This window comes from Haladaptatus rarus, from assembly GCF_054177585.1.
In genome coordinates, this window is the sequence record NZ_JBPEHG010000008.1 from 28,857 (window position 1) to 46,682 (window position 17,826).

At 56.5% G+C, this 17,826-nt stretch carries 15 protein-coding genes and 2 pseudogenes; 11 read left to right on the forward strand and 6 right to left on the reverse strand.

The genetic code is table 11. The features are described 5' to 3' along the window. Positions 1–311: 311 nt before the first annotated feature. Together ACR3FE_RS17035 and ACR3FE_RS17040 are read left to right on the forward strand one after the other, a co-directional pair. Positions 312–2,006 (forward strand): ABC transporter substrate-binding protein, encoded by a 1,695-nt coding sequence (locus ACR3FE_RS17035; RefSeq protein WP_458208571.1) that lies wholly within the window; start codon positions 312–314, stop codon positions 2,004–2,006. A 458-nt stretch (positions 2,007–2,464) separates the two neighbouring features. Then, positions 2,465–2,638 (forward strand): DUF5786 family protein, encoded by a 174-nt coding sequence (locus ACR3FE_RS17040; RefSeq protein ID WP_458208573.1) that lies wholly within the window; start codon positions 2,465–2,467, stop codon positions 2,636–2,638. A gap of 325 nt (positions 2,639–2,963) precedes the next feature. Here ACR3FE_RS17040 and ACR3FE_RS17045 read toward each other — a convergent pair whose 3' ends face one another. After that, positions 2,964–3,257, reverse strand: a complete 294-nt coding sequence (locus ACR3FE_RS17045) for a UPF0175 family protein (protein ID WP_458208574.1) — start codon at positions 3,255–3,257, stop codon at positions 2,964–2,966. A 319-nt stretch (positions 3,258–3,576) separates the two neighbouring features. Between ACR3FE_RS17045 and ACR3FE_RS17050 the strand changes: the two genes are divergently transcribed. After that, entirely contained in the window at positions 3,577–4,098 is a 522-nt protein-coding gene (locus ACR3FE_RS17050; protein ID WP_458208576.1) for a DUF7342 family protein, read from the forward strand. Positions 4,099–4,188: 90 nt separating this feature from the next. On the opposite strand, the gene ACR3FE_RS17055 is transcribed toward ACR3FE_RS17050, so the two are convergent. Together ACR3FE_RS17055 and ACR3FE_RS17060 are read right to left on the reverse strand one after the other, a co-directional pair. After that, positions 4,189–5,922: a DUF8186 domain-containing protein gene (locus tag ACR3FE_RS17055; protein WP_458208578.1), complete on the reverse strand. Its 1,734-nt coding sequence runs from the start codon at positions 5,920–5,922 to the stop codon at positions 4,189–4,191. 34 nt (positions 5,923–5,956) lie between these two features. After that, positions 5,957–6,202, reverse strand: a complete 246-nt coding sequence (locus ACR3FE_RS17060) for a hypothetical protein (RefSeq protein ID WP_458208579.1) — start codon at positions 6,200–6,202, stop codon at positions 5,957–5,959. A 429-nt stretch (positions 6,203–6,631) separates the two neighbouring features. Here ACR3FE_RS17060 and ACR3FE_RS17065 point away from each other — a divergent pair, with 429 nt between their 5' ends. Together ACR3FE_RS17065 and ACR3FE_RS17070 are read left to right on the forward strand one after the other, a co-directional pair. Then, positions 6,632–6,928 (forward strand): AbrB/MazE/SpoVT family DNA-binding domain-containing protein, encoded by a 297-nt coding sequence (locus ACR3FE_RS17065; RefSeq protein WP_458208580.1) that lies wholly within the window; start codon positions 6,632–6,634, stop codon positions 6,926–6,928. Then, positions 6,925–7,365, forward strand: coding sequence for a PIN domain-containing protein (locus ACR3FE_RS17070; protein ID WP_458208582.1), 441 nt, complete (start codon positions 6,925–6,927; stop codon positions 7,363–7,365). Before ACR3FE_RS17065 ends, ACR3FE_RS17070 begins: the two co-directional genes overlap by 4 nt. A gap of 527 nt (positions 7,366–7,892) precedes the next feature. Here ACR3FE_RS17070 and ACR3FE_RS17075 read toward each other — a convergent pair. Both ACR3FE_RS17075 and ACR3FE_RS17080 read right to left on the reverse strand, forming a co-directional pair. Beyond that, complete coding sequence (locus ACR3FE_RS17075; protein WP_458208583.1) at positions 7,893–8,099, reverse strand: DUF7567 family protein; 207 nt, start codon at positions 8,097–8,099, stop codon at positions 7,893–7,895. A 96-nt stretch (positions 8,100–8,195) separates the two neighbouring features. Then, a complete protein-coding gene (locus ACR3FE_RS17080) occupies positions 8,196–8,858 on the reverse strand; it encodes a helix-turn-helix domain-containing protein (RefSeq protein WP_458208585.1) in 663 nt (220 codons plus the stop codon). A gap of 237 nt (positions 8,859–9,095) precedes the next feature. Between ACR3FE_RS17080 and ACR3FE_RS17085 the strand changes: the two are divergent. Both ACR3FE_RS17085 and ACR3FE_RS17090 read left to right on the forward strand, forming a co-directional pair. Next, a pseudogene (locus tag ACR3FE_RS17085) lies at positions 9,096–9,821 on the forward strand (SDR family NAD(P)-dependent oxidoreductase). Between the two features lie 168 nt (positions 9,822–9,989). Next, entirely contained in the window at positions 9,990–10,904 is a 915-nt protein-coding gene (locus ACR3FE_RS17090; RefSeq protein WP_458208586.1) for a glycosyltransferase family 2 protein, read from the forward strand. A 29-nt stretch (positions 10,905–10,933) separates the two neighbouring features. On the opposite strand, the gene ACR3FE_RS17095 is transcribed toward ACR3FE_RS17090, so the two are convergent. Then, positions 10,934–11,212, reverse strand: coding sequence for a hypothetical protein (locus ACR3FE_RS17095; RefSeq protein WP_458208588.1), 279 nt, complete (start codon positions 11,210–11,212; stop codon positions 10,934–10,936). A gap of 79 nt (positions 11,213–11,291) precedes the next feature. Between ACR3FE_RS17095 and ACR3FE_RS17100 the strand changes: the two are divergent. The 4 genes and pseudogenes from ACR3FE_RS17100 (at position 11,292) to ACR3FE_RS17115 (ending at position 17,783) form a co-directional block, all read left to right on the forward strand. Then, positions 11,292–12,541 (forward strand): annotated as a pseudogene (locus ACR3FE_RS17100) (RNA-guided endonuclease InsQ/TnpB family protein). A 687-nt stretch (positions 12,542–13,228) separates the two neighbouring features. Further along, on the forward strand, positions 13,229–13,969 hold the full coding sequence (locus ACR3FE_RS17105) for a mechanosensitive ion channel family protein (protein ID WP_458208589.1): 741 nt from the start codon (positions 13,229–13,231) through the stop codon (positions 13,967–13,969). 553 nt (positions 13,970–14,522) lie between these two features. After that, a complete protein-coding gene (locus ACR3FE_RS17110) occupies positions 14,523–15,533 on the forward strand; it encodes an AAA family ATPase (protein WP_458208590.1) in 1,011 nt (336 codons plus the stop codon). Between the two features lie 33 nt (positions 15,534–15,566). After that, positions 15,567–17,783 (forward strand): hypothetical protein, encoded by a 2,217-nt coding sequence (locus ACR3FE_RS17115; protein ID WP_458208592.1) that lies wholly within the window; start codon positions 15,567–15,569, stop codon positions 17,781–17,783. Positions 17,784–17,826 lie beyond the last annotated feature (43 nt).

Consider the following 17,826-nt stretch of genomic DNA (forward strand, 5'->3'; position numbering starts at 1 on the left):
GTTTGAGTGAACGTCTACCTAACAACATAGTGGAATATTTCCATGAGAGATGATGTCGTGAATTGTTATTTATATATTGGTTTTATGACTGTAGAAAAACGGGGGCAAGCATGGAGTAATACTCTATAGCTTACTATTAGTGGGAATATCACAGACTAGAACAAAAGAAGTCATATATCATATAATACTCAGACGAAAACCTTTTGCCACCCCGGAGGGAGTATTACCCCGGGGCATGGGGAATGCCAACACACGACACACAGGATGAGGTACCGAACGTAAACAGACGTCGTATTCTACAGGCTATTGGAGTGGCGTCAACCGCGGGATTGGCAGGTGTAACCGGCAACGTACAGCAAGATCTTGGAGAGCGAGTTCCAACGCTGACCTTCCAGTACTGGTCGGATCAGGGACCGCCGACGGTATTGTTCGAGGAGACGATTGCAACGATACAGGCAGTCACTGGCGACGTAGGTATCCAGATTGAGACCAGACCGATGACGACCGGTGAGGGGATCGACGCGGTCGCAAACGATCGACGCGGGTTCCACATCGCAGTCAACAGTCACGGACCGTCTCCCGGCCGACTAGATCCGAACGAACTCCTGAACGCCTACAGTATCGAAAACGCCGGCGCGAACGGGAGATACAACCCGTCCAACTACGCCAGTTGCGAGTTCTCGCAACTTGCTAACAGACAGACGACGGTTGGCAATCCGGATCAGCGACAGACTGCAGTTGACGAGGCAATGAGCGCGTTCTCTGCGGACTTGCCGTTCATCCCTACGATCGAGCGGCCAACTACTGCCGCCATCAATACCGATCAAATCGAGGAGATCGAGGCCGGAGCGGCGGGGTTGACCGATACCCATTGGGCCGCACTCGTCGAATCGGGCGTAAGTTCGAGAGGTGGGACGGATGCAGTTGTCGCAAACCTGCCATCCGAGCACTTGACGAGTAGCTTCTATCCCACCGTCGCGGACGGCGACTCGATGGGGCTCTACACGAGTCTCACCCATTCGCCGCTGCTCACGTACGACTCGAATTACGAACTAGTGCCGGTTCTCGCGGAGGACTGGGAGACATCGAACAACGGTCAGCGAACGACGTTCAACCTCCGCGACGCAACATTCCACAACGGCGCGCCCGTGACGCCACAGGACGTGAAGTGGACGTACGAATTCCTGAGCGAGGAGTATCACGCAGGCACCTACCAGTGGACGCTGCTCCCAGAGGAGTTGACGGTCGAGGTTGTCGATGATAGCACGGTCGCATTCAACACGCCGGAGCCGGCACCGACGCTCCTCACCGCGAGCCTCTCGATTTACGGCGTCCTCCCTCAAGAACCCTACGTCAACGCGGGAATCGAGGATAATCCGACGGACTTCGACGACCCAATGATCGGGGCGGGGCCGTATCAGATCGCGTCCTACACGAACCAGCAGAATATGGCGCTGGAACCCTTCGACGGGAATCCGGTTTACAGCGCCGATACGCAGATTCTCCTGCAACTGTATGACAGCACCGACGGCGTCGTCCGGGCGTTCCAGAACGGCGAACTCAACATCGCGGTGGCGCTGCATCCAGAGGCGGGCCAACAACTCCAGGAACAAATGGGCGATAGCGTCCAGATCATTACCGGAGTGGCCCATCTCCCGTACGGCGTCATGCCACAGATGTCCTTCGGCCCAGGGAAGTTCATCGAATTCCGACAGGCGCTCTCGCAGATGATCGACCGGCAGAACATCAACGAGACATTCGCCTTCGGCGAATCCGAAATCGTGACTCACTGCACGTTCAACTCCAATGCTCACCCGTGGCACAACGAGGAGGTGCTCACACAGGTTGGAGGCCAAACGGCGAATGTGGAGCAGGCACGTACACTCCTCGAAGAAGCTGGATGGGGATGGGATAACAACGGTAATCTCCACTACCCACCAGACGCCGAACTGGCCGCGTGGCCGCAGGGCGAAACCCCCAGCGGGGACGACTTCCCTTGCGTCTAGTCCGGTCGAATTGACAACTCTGTTTTTCGATCCAAACCAATCAAAAGCTGATTCTCATCGAAGCTACTGCGCTAAGATACGACGCACGGCCATCTCAAACCAGAGAATATTTTGTTCTACCATGGAGTAGGAGTGTTCGATACCGCGACTGCTCCATCAGATTTGAACTATTACTGTTCCAGCACGATATATACTATTTTTACATCACTGGATGTATCGAGTCATCCATTCGAAGTCTGTTCAGGTTACATCATTCCGTCTTCTTCCCTACCATTCCACGCATCGTCAATCACGTCACTGACCTCACGATGTGAGAAGTGGGCGTAATTAGACACAGCGACGATGACCTGTAATCCTTGAATCCCGAGAATTCTGTGGTATTGAACGGAATAACTGCCGATTTCCGTGCGATAGCCATTTCTTCATGGAGAACCAATATCTATCACGGAGGTAATTCTATGTCAATGGGCACGTTCGATGCAGAGGAGTACGAACGCCGCGAGAAGAAGATCAGCTCCGTTGACGCTGATTCGGACGATCGACGGACGAACTTCGAAGGTCACGTCGAGTACACTGGCGACGACTCGATCGAAGAGCTCCTCGCTCGACTGAAAGAACTGAAGGCAAAGTAGTCTGCAACCTATTTATCGCTATTTTATACTGTTTAGACAGCACCAGATCGAGTAGCACGTCATCCGCCGAGAGGACAGCTCGTTTCTCGGCTATTGTTCCATCCACCTGTGTACCGGCATGATATCGACGGCATCCTTAGTTTCGATTCCGATTTTGATGGACTGGTGACACGATACAGACCCTCCGAGTATTAGTGAAAAGTAGAGCAAATCATCCATACTTGACACGTAATTGTTTACTCGAGTTCATAGATCGTCGCCGTGATGAGGTCGAGACGATCAACTCGGGCAAGCGGAATCAACGCTGCGAAATCAACAACGATCATCAGAGTCGCTCGATATCGCGTTTAAGATCGCTAGTCGTATGTCCAATAGCGATTCTTTCTTCTGAGGCAATCGACAGCATCTCTACATAGCTCACACCGGCAATCTCTGCGGCTTTTCGGATGGTCACCGAGTGGTCGCGGAGTTTGTCGAGCGCTTTCTCCTTTCGCCAGTCAGTGAGCCCCTGCCGAATGACACGACGAAGTACTTCTTCCCGATCGGTTCCCAGTTCTGTTTCGAATTCAGCGAGTAATTTTTCGTCCTCGTCCGGGATACGCGTCGTGACCGTCTTCATCGTTACAATCCATTACATTCCGATACGCTATAATTATAATGCGGCCGCTATTAGAGTCGTTGAGCAAACACGACGGTCAGGATCTGAGCATTACTGGTGCGACGTTCATTTCCCTTCGTGACGGTCAGTATACCGACAATATCCTCCGATCCAAATTCAATTTCTATTAATTAGCTGAACGACACAGTCCACCCGAATATTGCTGATAAAGCTGCGAATACCCTCTGTCGACCGGGTCAGCGAGACCCATGATCTCTACCCACGCCGAATATTTTAAGCGGTGGCATGATATCTAATGCATCAAGCCGAAGACTAGGCTATGGACCCAGACGAACGACTGAACACCCCTCCGAGTCTTGCTGACGAGTGGGCAGCGTCGTGGGAAGGTGAATCGACACGAGATAGAGTGTACACCACTGCACTGCAGCTGTACGAGCCGACACGGGTAGCTGTCATCGCCGACAGAGCAGATGTTTCGAAGGAGACTGCCAGGGACTATCTCCAGTGGTTCACTGAGATTGGGATGCTAACCCAGGTCAACGAGTCCCCGGATGAATTCGTCCGAGATGAGCACTACTTTCGATGGCGGCGGATTCACCGGTTGCGCCGCCTTCCGATGGAGGAACTCGAACAGCGATTGAAGAAGCTGACTGCGAAAGAGCGGCGCTATCGTGACCAGTACGACGCCGAGGGGCCAGATCACGTCGATGCGCTGGATCACGCAGACTATGCCGATGTCGAGGATGTTTGGATGGAGCTACAAGAGTGGGAAACCGTTCGGCGTCGAATCGAAGAACTCGAACAGGCACGGCAGAAGAATGACCCACCTAAATTCGCTTGACCGCCGATACAGGCCATTCTGTAGCGAGAAACCTCTTTGGCGAACTCCCGGAACTGTTCGTATTCATTGTCGTCAAAGTGTCCTCGATGCCTACGACCGAAGATACCAAAACGGCACATAGAACACGACGAAGGCAACCACCGAGACGAGTGCCCCAGCGAGACTTACGACCATCTGATAGATGTTGAATGGCTCTTGTGGGAACTCGAGACGTGCTTGCACTGGCGGATAGTAGGTATCCGTCCCATCGGTGATTACCGTCCCAGTGAACTGCACGGACACGTACGGATTTGCACGCTCGACGATAGCCGTCCCCGACGCGTCTGTCGATACGACATCTTGTGTTGCCCCAGCGAGGCGGAGTCGCTGGCCACTAAGCGGCTCGCCAGTCTTCGCATCAACAACCTGAACACGGGCATGCGTGTCGTTCACCACTTTCGTCTCGATTTGGGCTTTCCCACGAGTTCCCTGCGTCGTCTCCACTGGAATCTTTGTCCCGTGAATATCACGTACGCTCGAAATTGGCTGTCTGGCGTTCCCGATCACGAGTTGTGTATCGCCTTGAGCGGGCACTGACGAGAGGTTCACAGTCTGTCTGAGTGGTGCGGCCTGCTGTGCAAGGACGACGGACTCCGTGTCGACGAGTTCAGGCCGATCCAACGCGACCGCCTCCGATTCGAACACGAACTGCGGGCGAGCGTGTTGTGCAATGAGCTGGGTCTCCAATACGTGCGGCAGGGCGATGGCTCGCTGTCGCTCGGTCTGTCCCCTCGGGTCGGATTGATACCCCGTCGTGTACTGGCGTTGTGAGTAGGTGCTCCACACATTGCGGAGCGTCGTCGTCCCGAACGTGGCTGTGCTCCACAACCGACGCTGGGAGAGCTGCCGTGGGCCACGGAATCGGACGATGAGTTGCTTCGTACCATCCGGATTCTCGATCACCGTCTGGCGAACGCGCAATTGCTGGTTCGTCGTCACCGTTGCGTTCGCTCGGTCTGTAACGGTGTGGCTCAGCACTTGCTTCGAGGCTGTCGTGTTCACGACCTCCCACGACGAATTCGCCTCACCACGAGTGAACCGAGTTACGTTCTTCGAGACGGTCGTCCGAATCGTCGCTCGAAGTGTGAGCGTCGTCGGATCACGAGCACGCGCCTTACGATATGCAATCTGTCGATCCGACGAATTCTGATCCGCCCACGATTGATTGCCGATCGAAAGCGAGCGCGTTACGTTTTGGGAGACGACCGAATAGTTCGTACAGACCTTCTGCTGGCCACTGACACGACAGGTGCGCGCTGGCTCTGTTGCGTAGTCCAGCATGAACATCGCTCGCCCATTGCGCGGGAGAAAATGCGTCCCGTTCTTCCGCGACACATTCGTCCGAGTACCGTTTGGAACGCCGAGAAACGTGATATGGGCATCCTTTACGACCGCGCCGTTCGAGCGATTCGACTGTGGTATCCATCGACTCGTCGACTCGCTCTGTGGAATCCGCTGGAGTTGAGCAGCGCGGTACTCACTCAGTGTCTGATTGTGTGGCCCGACACCGGTCTGTGGGTGCGTTGTTGGAAAAGCAAAGTCACGAATCCGACTGACGCTCTCGAACGATAAATTGGAATGCTGGTCGACGTCAGCGAGTCGCTGGACGACGAACGACGGAAGTGCGTCTGCCTTGGGATCCGGGTCGTCGGCGACGAACACGCGAGCAGCACCGAAATCGAAGTGGTCGTCACCCGCCGACAGCGAACTTGCGGCTCCAGTCTGAAAGACGAGACTCACGAGGACAACGACGGTAACGAACGTCCGGAGGTGACGTCGGTGCATCAACAAATATCCTGTGGGAAAGGGGCGACGGTGCCTAGAACCCGAGCGGGACGATCAGTCCCGGCGCGAAGCTTTTGAAGAGGTTGATGAACACGTTGTAGCTAACCGAGAGGACGATCATCCCGGCCCCGCCCCAGAGGGCACGCCAGCCCCAGCTCATCCGACTGGAACTCTTTCCGCCGATGAACCACATGGCGGCACCGACGAGGAAGAGGACGACGCCAAGTTGACCGAGTGTCGTCGCGACGAACTTTTCGATATCGGTGAGTGACTGGTTCACGTCTTATTGGGCATCCTGTGCTGCAACCATGCCAGTGGTGACGGTGAGGGCAACTAGGGCGACGAGGACGAGTGCGGTGAGCGTCTGAATCCGCATATCAAAGATACTAGGTTTTATCCTAAAAAATTTAGCATAAGACAGGAAATTGCTAGTAGAAATCTTCAGAAAATACACTCGAATTGATAACTCAGATTATGTGAACCCATGACGCGGACGGCTTTCCAGCCTAGAAACGTAACAATCGTACACCCACGTTTTCCCGGTATGACTGAGGTCAATCTTCGATTCTCGAACTCTTTGTTTCCCATGTGTACATGGGGGCGCGAATTTCACCGCTGCTACGGCCTATCTGGCGGCATCTCGTTATAGACGTTCAGGACGCGGGAAGTATTACAAAGGTTAAAGTATTACCATCGGCTACCCATTACTATGAGCGACGCCGAGAAGGGCACCACCGTCACCGTCACGAGCAAAGGGCAGGCGACAATTCCCAAAGAGTTCCGCGACAAACTCCATATCGACACGCCGGGACGGGTTCGGTTCGTCGAAAATGAAAAAGGAGAGATCGTGATTCGACCCGTTAAACGTCCTTCTGAGATTCGTGGGGCACTCGCAGCCGAGGCGGATGAAGATGAGCCGTCGGCCACGGAACAGCTCCGTGAGGAACGCGAGCGCGACAAGGAGCACGCTGAAGCGAAGTTTAGTCGGTCGGAGCGGGATGAATGACGGTTGTCTTCGATGCCGAACCCCTCCTTGCCTTTGCATTCGATGAACCCGGCGCCGTCGACGTCGAACACTGGCTTGACCGCGTGTATGACAGTGAGATCGACGGCTACGTGACGACGATTAACCTCGCCGAATTCCGGTATATTGCCACTCGCAAAACATCGGCAGCAAAAGCGGACGCTCACATTGACGACCTTCGTGAGATGGGCGTGGCCCTCTCCGCAATTGATGACCTATGGCACTCGGCGTCAGCGGTGAAAGCCGCGTACAGTCCATCACTTGGCGACGCCTACGCTGTCGCCGCCGCCAAAGCCCTCGACACCGACGACGAGCAGAATACAACCCTCCTTGTCGGCGCAGACGACGACTATGACGTGTTCGAGGAAACAGCGGGATACAAACATTTGATTGAACGCTTCCGAGATTGCCCGGCCTGAGACGCGCCTGAGCGAGCCAAAGCGGACTGCGAGAGTAAGCAGACGAAGGAAAGTGATCAGCGACGGAAAGAATACACGCTCACGGGTCGTGGCGAATGGGTCGTCGACGAGTACGTCCACTTCATACAAGTGATGACTGAGTAGACGATTTGTGCCGTCGATTTCTGTTATTCTGAGCAAAATGAATCTGCTGGATCGAGGATATCGCTCGTTGCAGCATGCCGGAAGAGTCTGCCATTAGCGACGGGGAGCGACAGCTCGATTGACGTCCCTGTCAAGTGGTCGCTCTGAGCTACCATGATCGTTCTTAGCGACCGATTGACTTGTAATTTCCTGTTGAACTGAATTGAAGCTACTCACGACTGCAACATTTCTCTGAACGGTGATTCATGGCGTGTGTCGGTCACTACACACCGTCTGTCGAGGTTCTTCAACCGACGAATTCCCGCATGGTGGAGGATATGCTTTCGTTCGCAGGGAGTCCCGCGAAGTCGAATGTGATTCTTTTAGGTCGTGACAGTGTCGTATCAGTCGGGCACGCCCCCCTCGTGGCCTCGCTTCTCACACAACTCTTGCAGCTCGATCTGCGTGTTGCGGGGCTTGTAGTACACTCTCTCGAAAGGGATGTGGCTAAATACCTCATGCCCGCAGACTGAGTCCCGGAGGAGTCCGAACAGTACCACACAATGTCGGTCGATCACGTCTCGCCGATGGAGAACGTGCTCCTGTACCATGACGATCCTGTGGAGGCAGAACCGGCCGAAGTCCGCGCAGTCGGTGGTGAGTAATCAGCTGACCAGAGCCAAAGTTCACCGAGACGGTCAGTCGCTTCAACGATCGGTGGCACCGACGTGGAGTGAGGAGAACACGGTCGCCTCGATCTTCCGAAGGTGCTCGCCGACGGTCGTTTCGGAGAGTCCAGTCGACGCCGCGATTTCGTCATGAGTCGCCTCACGGGGCTCCTGGTAGTAGCCGAGGTCAACTGCCACCCGTAGTACCTCGCGCTGGCGTCCGGTCAGCCGAGAGACGATGTGTCGGGGGGCGGGTGTGTATGAACCGGTTCGCTCAACTTCGATCTGGATGCCCTCCGGCTGTTCGGAGAGCATGTCCCCGAAGGCCGCCTCTGTACCGATATATGTCGTCCGGAGGCCGCCGTCGTCGGTGTATTCGACTGGCATGTCGATTAGGTAGGACGACTCGCGCCGGTCTTCCATGAGCAGCCGGGTCAGGTCGTCCACCGCATACCGCGTGTAGGAGAAGAACCCGGCCTCGTCGCCAGTGATCGAGAACTCGAAGACCTCCGGTGACTCTGAGAGGAGCCGACGGAGTCCCTCGACATCGCCGCGGCCCTCGGCGAACATCGCGACGGTGTCGTCGGCGAGGAGTTCCATTCGGTGGATGGCCCGGTACTCTAGGCCGAGTTCGTTAACCCGTCGATCGAGTCGGTTGATCCCCTCCTCGTCGGGGTAGGCCACGACGGTGACATAGCGCATATTTTAGCGATTGGACGCCATCCTAAAGTCAGTGACCATAACCGTCCATGAATCGCCGGCAGCGCGCTCACCGCCCCCGAGTGAGGAAAGCTAATTGATGGATTTAGAGAAGGCAATCATAGAGATTTCGGGCTTCGATCCCAACGTCCGGGGCCGAGCGAGCAATTCCTCTCGGCATTTATCGGCGGGCTACCAATCGTATACATTATCTTCGCACCGGGGCGCTCACGGCAGAGTATGACTACGTCGAACGATGAGACGGTCGTCATTCTCACTGGCGCGAACGAGGGAATCGGTTACCACATGCTGACAGCCTTGGCCGAGGGCAATCATCGGATTGCCGCACTTGATATTGATGGCGACAACGTTCTGGACGTTCGAGACGATAGTGCCGGCCAGCTTCGATACTACGAGTGCGATGTCACTGACACCGAAGCTGTGGACACGACGATGAGCGAGATCATCGACCGATGGGGTCGCATCGATATCCTTGTCAACAATACGGGTATCGCTCGAGCCGCTCCGTTTCAGGCGTGATCGATGGCTGACACGCGTCGTGAGTTCGAGGTCAACTTCTTCGGCTATCAGCGACTGATTCGGGCGGTTCTTCCGCATATGCAAGCGCAGGGATTCGGTATCATCCATAATATGGGATCCGGAACAGCGGATACAGGGCACCCTGGCCTGTCCGGATATTCCGCGACCAAAGGCGCCATCAAAGCGCTGGTTCGCTCACTACAGCTCGAACTCCGACACACCGATGTCTCCTGCACGTTGATGATTCCACCGTCCACGAACACGCAGATGACCGCCGACCTCGAGTATCCAGAGTGGATGACGGTCGACCCCGAGGAGGTCGGCCGCAACCTGGCCGACAAGATCCATTCGACCCGGCCGGTGATTACGCCCGACATGACAACGAGAATCGGTCTATCGCTTACCCGACGGTTCCCGTCCCTCTGACGAAGAATGACCGCAGGGGTCGTCGGAAACACAGAATAGTGAAACGAACGACCTAGCGTTGAACTCCTGTTGACGTTCAAGCGACATCGCCCTAGAGCCCTTTACCATAAGTGTCCATGGATCGCCGGCAGCGCGCTCACCACCCCCCGACAAGAAGGACTAACAACCATGTCTGATCGACTGCCGACGAGCGTCCTTTTGCCGACCACGAGGTGGACCGACGCATGCGCGGAACTGGCCGCCCAACTCGGAGACAACGACGAACTCTTGATCATCCACGATGACGAGGACGACCCAGTCACCGTTCGGGAAGATACCCACGAGGGTGTCCGATTCATCGCCGCCGGCGAGCCGGAAGGCTGTTCAGGGAAAGCCAACGCCATCGCCACTGGGATGGAGGCCGCATGCCACGATCGCCTCGTCTGGACGGACGACGACTTCCACCACCCTCCGGACTGGCTGGCGACCCTTAACGCGGACTACGAGAACCACGGGCCGGTGTCAGAGGTGCCGTACTTCGTCGGGCGGGACCCTCTGTCGGTATTGCTCGAACCCCTGTACGCATCGGCTGGCTCGCTACCCCTCTCCCTCGGCGACCAGATCTGGGGCGGATCGGTTATCTTCGAACGGGGCGACATCGACGAGGCCACGTTTCTCGATGAGCTTCGGCGAACCGTTAGCGACGACGGGCTCCTCATGGAGTACCTCCAGGTGACGAACGTCGGCCGGACGCACATCGTCCCCATCGGAGGGTCCATCCATGAGGCAATCGAACGTCCAGTTCGGTGGACGCAAATTCTCCGGTGGCACTTGCCCGGGGCCATCGCAGGGACGTGGTTCGTCTCGCTGCTCATCCTTGCAGGGGCGATCCTGGCCCCAGTCCCTGCGGCGATAGCCCTGACGGTGCTGCACCTCGGCGTCAACGAGATACTTGGCATCCGCCGGTGGACGGCCGTGCTGGCGTACCCGGCACTATTCGTGTTCGTGCCCCTCATCCTGTACGGGATCATTCGCCGGACGTTCGTCTGGGGCGGCCGACGATACCGATGGCGCGGGAAGTTCGACGTGACGGTTGTCGAATAGCGACCTCCATCCAAGAGCAAAACACGAGATCAAGAAGGGTTCGGTGTTTGTCGATCGCTTTCGATTCTACGCATCGAGAAGTATGGCATACTTTGGTAGTTCTCCCGGACTGCGGTGAGAATGTCCAGGCCGGTCAGCTCCGTCTGCGGCAACTCGTACTCGCTGACGATACAGTCGATGTTGCTGATAGTCGTTGTGTCGATGAGGTCATCCGGCGCGGGGAGTGTCACCGCGAGGTCATCGTGGCTATCTTTCTTCGAGGAGAGAATCCCGCCGTTTACGGCGGGAGTGAATCCGACACTTCCCACCTAATCCACCGACGACGCTCGGGCCGGATATTCCACGCTAATCCACACCATTAAGTAACTAGATTAACATAGGCTATGTATGGCGATTGAGGTCACGCGCACTTATGTTGGTTCCATCCAGAACCACCGACAGGTCTGCGATGGCCTCGACTCGCTCGGAGACTCCGCCTCAAAAATCTGGAACGTCGCACGATGGACAGCAGACCGCGTCTGGGATGCAACCGACAAAATCCCCGACGAGAGCGCACTGAAGTCGCACATGAAGAACCAAGCATGCTGGAAAGATCTGAACGCACAATCCAGTCAGAAAGTCATCGAAGAACTTTCCGACGCTTTCCAGTCATGGTTCGACCTGCGACAGAAAGACGACACGGCAAATCCGCCCGGCTACCGCAAACACGGCGACACCCGACCACGAAGCACGATCACGTTTAAAGCAGACGGGTTCAAGCACGACCCCGAGAACAATCGCGTCCGACTCAGCAAGGGGTCGAACCTCAAGGAGTATTGGTCTGACTTTCTGCTCTGCGAGTACGAAACTCGGCCTGACGTTGACCTCTCGGAAGTCAACTCAGTGCAGAACGTTCGCGCCGTCTGGAACGGCGACAAGTGGGAACTACACATCGTCTGCAAAGTCGAACTCGAACGAACGATTCGGCAGGAGACGGAGTGGCTGGTATCGACCTCGGCATCACGAACATCGCCACGGTCGCCTTCCCCGACGAATACGTCCTCTACCCCGGCAACTCGCTCAAGCAAGACAAACACCACTTCAAGCGTGCCGAGTACGACACGGAAGGCGAGAACGGCCCGTCGGAGAAGTCGATGTGGGCCCGGCGAAAACTCGCAAACCGCGAAACGCACTTCTACCACACGCTCACGGACTCCATCATCACGGAGTGTGTCGAACGAAACGTCGGCACGCTCGCCGTGAGTTGGCCCGAAGAAGTCCGCAACTCGGACTGGGGCAAGACCGGAAATAAGAAGTTGCACACGTGGGCGTTCGACCGCCTCTACCAGTACCTCGAATACAAAGGCAAAGAACGGGGCATTAAGGTGTTGAAAGAGAACGAGTGGGATACGTCGAAGACCTGCTCACGATGCGGTGACGATACGAAATCGAATCGTGTTGAGCGTGGCCTGTACGTCTGTTCGTCGTGTGAGCTGGTCGCCAACGCAGATTGTAACGGGGCGGAGAATATGCGCCAGAAGATAACTCTGAGTCCTCATGGTGAGGATAGGAGTAACGGCTGTGTGGCACAGCCTTCGGTACACCTGTTCGACCGCGAGAGCGGGATGTTTCGCACGAGAGAACAGGTCGTGTCGTAGACCGGCAAATATCCCACCTGCGGGACGGGAAGCCCCGCCGTTTACGGCGGGGAGGATGTCACCAAGGGTTGCTGCGATTTGTTCGGCGAATCCTGACCCATCGAGATACGCCACTCGAATTGGAGTCGCTTGCTCACGGAGTGGCCAAGTGGAACCTGCGTTAGTGTCGGTCGTTTCGTTTGGTTGGGACTGCCATGTCGTCTGCTGGGGATCGTGGGTCTCGAGACACTGCTTCGGGTGGGGATGGAGTGAGTCGCACGTAAGGGCGAGCGCGGTTCGAAGACCGGCGGTGACGCCGACCTGTTCGGCGAACAGGTATCCCCGTACCATGTTCGGGTCGTGTTCCTGGATCTCGGTTAGTGCGCTCGGAAGAAACGAGGTGACGCGTGCATCCATGCTGGCGTTGTCGATGTGCTGCAGTACATCGGCCGCTATCCCCGTTTGTTTGAGTTCGACTGGACGCGCGCATCCGACGGAATCGCAGTGAAAGCTGGTTCTTCCGGACACTTCAATCTAAGTTCCACATGTATGTCATCTACCCCAATTCGGTTTTACATAATTTGTCTTATAATACCATCCGTGAAACGGCTGCGCGTTAATTCGGAATTACTCGTTCGCCGCCGCGATTTAGGCAGCTAACAACAAACCGATTGCAGTGCCACGCAAATGCGTGGAGGAAAACGAACAATGACACAACACGACCTCTTCACCAGCACGGTCTTACAAATAGATGGACTTCCGGGGTGGCTCCAAGACCCTATTTCGGGGTTCATCGCGTTGCTTCCGCGTCTCGTCGGTGCGCTCGTCATCCTGCTCATTGGATGGGTCATCGGACGTGCCGTAGCGGCGGTTGTCCGCAGAATTGCGGATCGTATCGAACTCGACAGAATGGTGCTTGACACGCCGCTCGGTCGGATGCTCGGTGGAACCGAGCGCGCCGTATCGGGAGCGTTCGGCAAACTCGCGGCGTGGTTCATCTACGCGCTGGCGATTCTCGCCGCGGCGAATGTCCTGGCAATTGCGACACTCTCGGAGTGGGTTGCCACCGCTGTCTCGTACCTCCCCGCGCTGATTGCTGGACTGTTGGTCATCGTTCTGGGATTCGTGGTCGCTGATTTCATCGGCGACGCAATCATGCGCACTCGGGCGGCAACGCACACGGCCTACACCCAGTGGTTCGCTACTGGAACCCGATTGTTCCTGTACTTTACCGCCATCGTCATCGGTCTCGACACGATGGGAATCGACGTGGGCATCCTCTATCTGTTCGCTCGTGCCCTTGCGTGGGGCCTCGCGGCAGCCATTGCCATCGGTGTGGGTGTTGCGTTTGGTTGGGGTGGACGCGATTACGTCGCCGAACACATCGAGGGGTGGATGAGCAGTGCGCGACAGGGATCCCCAAGTCCACAACCAAGCGACGACGACTAAGAGGAACCGCTCCAATTTTCAGTAGTAAACAGTAATCATTCTCGTGAACTGAGAGATGCTATGTATCCCTGAGCCTGACACTGTATTAGGTTTACTGTTCTCGTTTTTCGTCTCTGTCGGGGTGATGGCGGGCGCTACGAAAGCCGACTCGCTACCAGCAGTTATCCTCTCCTATGAAGACTGTCGTTCCTGTTCCGGATTTAGAGTTGGGTGCGAATAAGAGCACACGTCGCGGAAGTGGACGAGCCGATAGAAACTGGACTAACGATGGGATTCTGGTCGCAGAATCGACCCACATTACCACGGCACTACGGCGTCCGCGCAAGTGGGAGGGTTCGAATGGAGTTCGTTGGAGTTGTCGAACTCAAGGAACTACTCGTCGAAGCGCACGTCGATTCGCTTCGAGTGCGACCGAGATACCTGCTTTCCGCGTCGCGACTGCGACCCGATGTGATAAGCAATACTTAAATCAGTCCAATTGTATTGAACCATTGTGCCGGATTACGAACGCATGGAATCTACGGCGAGAAGACGAAATCATTGTTAACAGACCATGTCGGACGAACAACGTAACGTTACCACCAAGATGCCGGTGGACAGGGAGTATGATTTCGAGGAGTACCGCCAGACGGACGTTCCGAAGTACATCCAGAACGAGGACGAACTCGACCGAATGCTGGCAGATATCCGCATGCGAAAAGAGACCGGGAAACTCCCCCGGTTCCTACTCGGGGGACCGACGGGATGCGGTAAGACGCACTGTGCGCGCTATTTGGCCTCTCACTTAGATGTCCCCCTTATCACCATTCAGGGAAAATACAGCCTTCACGAGGGCGATTTACTCGGGTCACCGGCTCTCGTCAATGACCAGACGATGTGGAACGACGGAGCGCTCACCAGGGCATTGCTCGCGAGCCGTGAGGAACCGGTCGTTCTTCTACTCGACGAGGTAAACCGGGTTCGACCCGAGGCCAAAGGCGTTCTGTTCAGCGCCCTTGACGACCGAGGGCGTGTGGAACTCGACGGTCGAGGTGGAGAAATCATTCAGGGAGACCCACAAAACTTGATCGTAATTGCGACGGTCAACGAAGGTTCGAAATACGTCACGGAGCGTCTCGACAGGGCCGAGCGACGGCGGTTCGGTAACAAGTTTTCGGTCACATATCTTGGGTTGATCGATGTTGAGAAGGAAGCACAGCTGGTCACTGATCAGACCCCAGTATCGTTGCCGTTAGCCACCGAGATCGTGAAGACAGCGAACGACATCCGCACGCAGGCTCGTGACGAAAACAGGTCGGCGATAAACGCTGGTGTTCCCACTGCGATGGTTCTCTCCTGGGCGCGCACCGCCTTCGCATACCACGACGCGAATCTCGACGATCCGGCGGTCGAGGCAGCACGTGACGCCGTTCTTCGCCCATTTTACGACGAGAATCGCGCCGCGCGGAACCAAGCATTGCAGATAGTAAAGGATCGACTCTCCGGGATACCCGTGGGAAGAGATGCAGTCGAAGATTGGCTCGCCGACAATCGAAGGATAGTGAAGAGTAACGGGAGCGCGTAACTCCCGTCCAGACACGAATTAGAGAAAATCACAATGGTGTTACGGGAAAGCAACGCACTTCGAAATCTTCTCGAAACGCTCTCGAGCGTCCACACCGACGGGAACCGCCTCGACGTGGTGTTCGCCGACCGCTCATTCGTCGTTGATGAGGACACGGTCGCCGTTTCAACCGAAATAGATGCCAGCGTGGAATTATGCGAGGCTAACGAACTGCGGTTCGTCGTCGACACGCTAAGTCATCAAGCTTGGCGCATACGTACCGGAGCACGCAACGAATTCAAGGAGTTCGTGCGCGACTATCCGACGGCCCCGCATGTGGCCGGAGTCGTGCGGAGTTTAGTCGAGAACGTGTACGTTGACAAGCAGCGGACTGACGAGTTCAAAGGACTGCGACGAACCGTCGCGTTCAAAGCTGATATCGTCATGGACGACGATAATCAGCATCCGCCACTGGACACGCTTCCCCGGGAGGCGGCGCTAGTCGAGGGGGTCTGTCAACTCGCCCTGAGTGGGCACACAAAAGGAATCGCGGCAGTTGACGACGGTGTCCGCGCGTTCCTCGATCAAACCCGCCGTCACCTCATAGAAGCCAGGTGCGAACACGACGCGTCGCGACGGCGGAAGCGGGCGCGACGGGTGACCGATGCGCTTTTGTCACGGGTTGCCATCCCGAAAATCGCCGATGAGTACGCGAAGGACACGACATTTCCCACTGACTTCACTCCCACCGTTCGCCGTGTCTCCCGGGGCGCGGTCGAACCAATAACCGTGCGTACAGTTCTAGGCGACGCGCTGAGAGACGTCTCCTCGACTCTTGTTGCCGTCAGTGTCCTGTTCGCCAGCGGCGTTCTTGGCGCGCTACGCCGGCTACTTGGGAAGCTCCGGATACTTGATCTCCTGAGGTGGGTGGCCAAAAAGGCCGGAATGCTCGGGGTGTGGCGCTGGCTCCTCCGCACGTTCACCCCCGGACTCGTCAGTCGTGCCAGCGAGGAGGAGCAGTACGATGCAACTGCAGCCACGCTGTACCGCCGACTCACCGCAGCAGGACATTCCGTGGAGGGTTTCTTGACCGTTGATGGAACGCTACCACACGACGTCGACCCCGAGACGGTTCAGCCAGGACGCATCGATGTCGACGCACTCCGCATGATTTCGCCGGAGGCTCTCAGAACGCTGAACCACTCCGACCTCTCTGAACTGAACCCACCCTCTCCGTCCGGGAACGAATCCGAGTTGGGCGACGGCGCGAAGCAAGCGACCGCGGTGACCGTAGACGCAATGATGGACGTGACGGAAGAAGGTACAGCCGCCGACTGGTATGGGTGTAGCCATCGTTCGCACAGACGGCCAGACATGAATACCGGACATCGGCGGCGTGATTTGCAGAGGACGGAAAGACTCGCAGAGAACGACATCGCAGCACGAAAAGCGGCCCGTGACGCGGGGACGCCGACGTACAGCGACGCGGCGGACATCAGGACTGAACTCGACAGACGGGGGCTCGCCCGGGATATAGAGGAGGCGTTCTCCACGTTCGGGACGCGCACTGTCGAGCGGAGGGCGCGGCGTGGCGAGCGTCTTGACGTTCGAGCGGCCGTTCGCCAGCGCGCTGGTGCACTCCATAAACAGGACGTGTTCTGTCACCGGCGGCAAGCCGACACCAGTGACCGAACGGTCGGCGTCTCAATCGACTTGAGCAGGAGCATGGATGTCTTCGAGGCGAAGGTCGCCTTGGGCGCGCTCTTCAAGGCCGCCTCTCTCATCGGCGACGACGTCGTCGCCAGTGGGTTTGGAACCGATAGGGAAAACGGGAATCGGATCAAGACACCGCTCGTAACGGGCCCCAACGAGGAGTTTCAGTGGCACCACCTGAACGCTATAGGCGAGATGGACGACACGCCGACTGCCTCGGGAATCGAGGACGTCCGCGGTCTCCTCAAGAACGACGATAGCCGAGAGCGAATACTTATTGTAATTACGGACGGGAAACCGAATATCCCACTTGACGGAACAATGTCCAATCGGGAAGAGGCGGTGAAGGACGCGAAAGAACAGGTTCGGCGAACTCGTCGCCGTCGTGACACCGTAGTCATCGGCATCGGAGTCGGCGACGAAATAGATGAGGGAACCCTGCGGGAAATCTTCGGTAAGTGGGGATACGTACTGGCCGACCGGTCGAACCTCTCCAAGCGACTCGTTGACGTGTATCGCGGTCAAGTCGAGACCACTCGCCGGAGGAATGATATATGATATTTATCGAAACGTTTGATATAAGTTCTCAAGAAAGTATTTA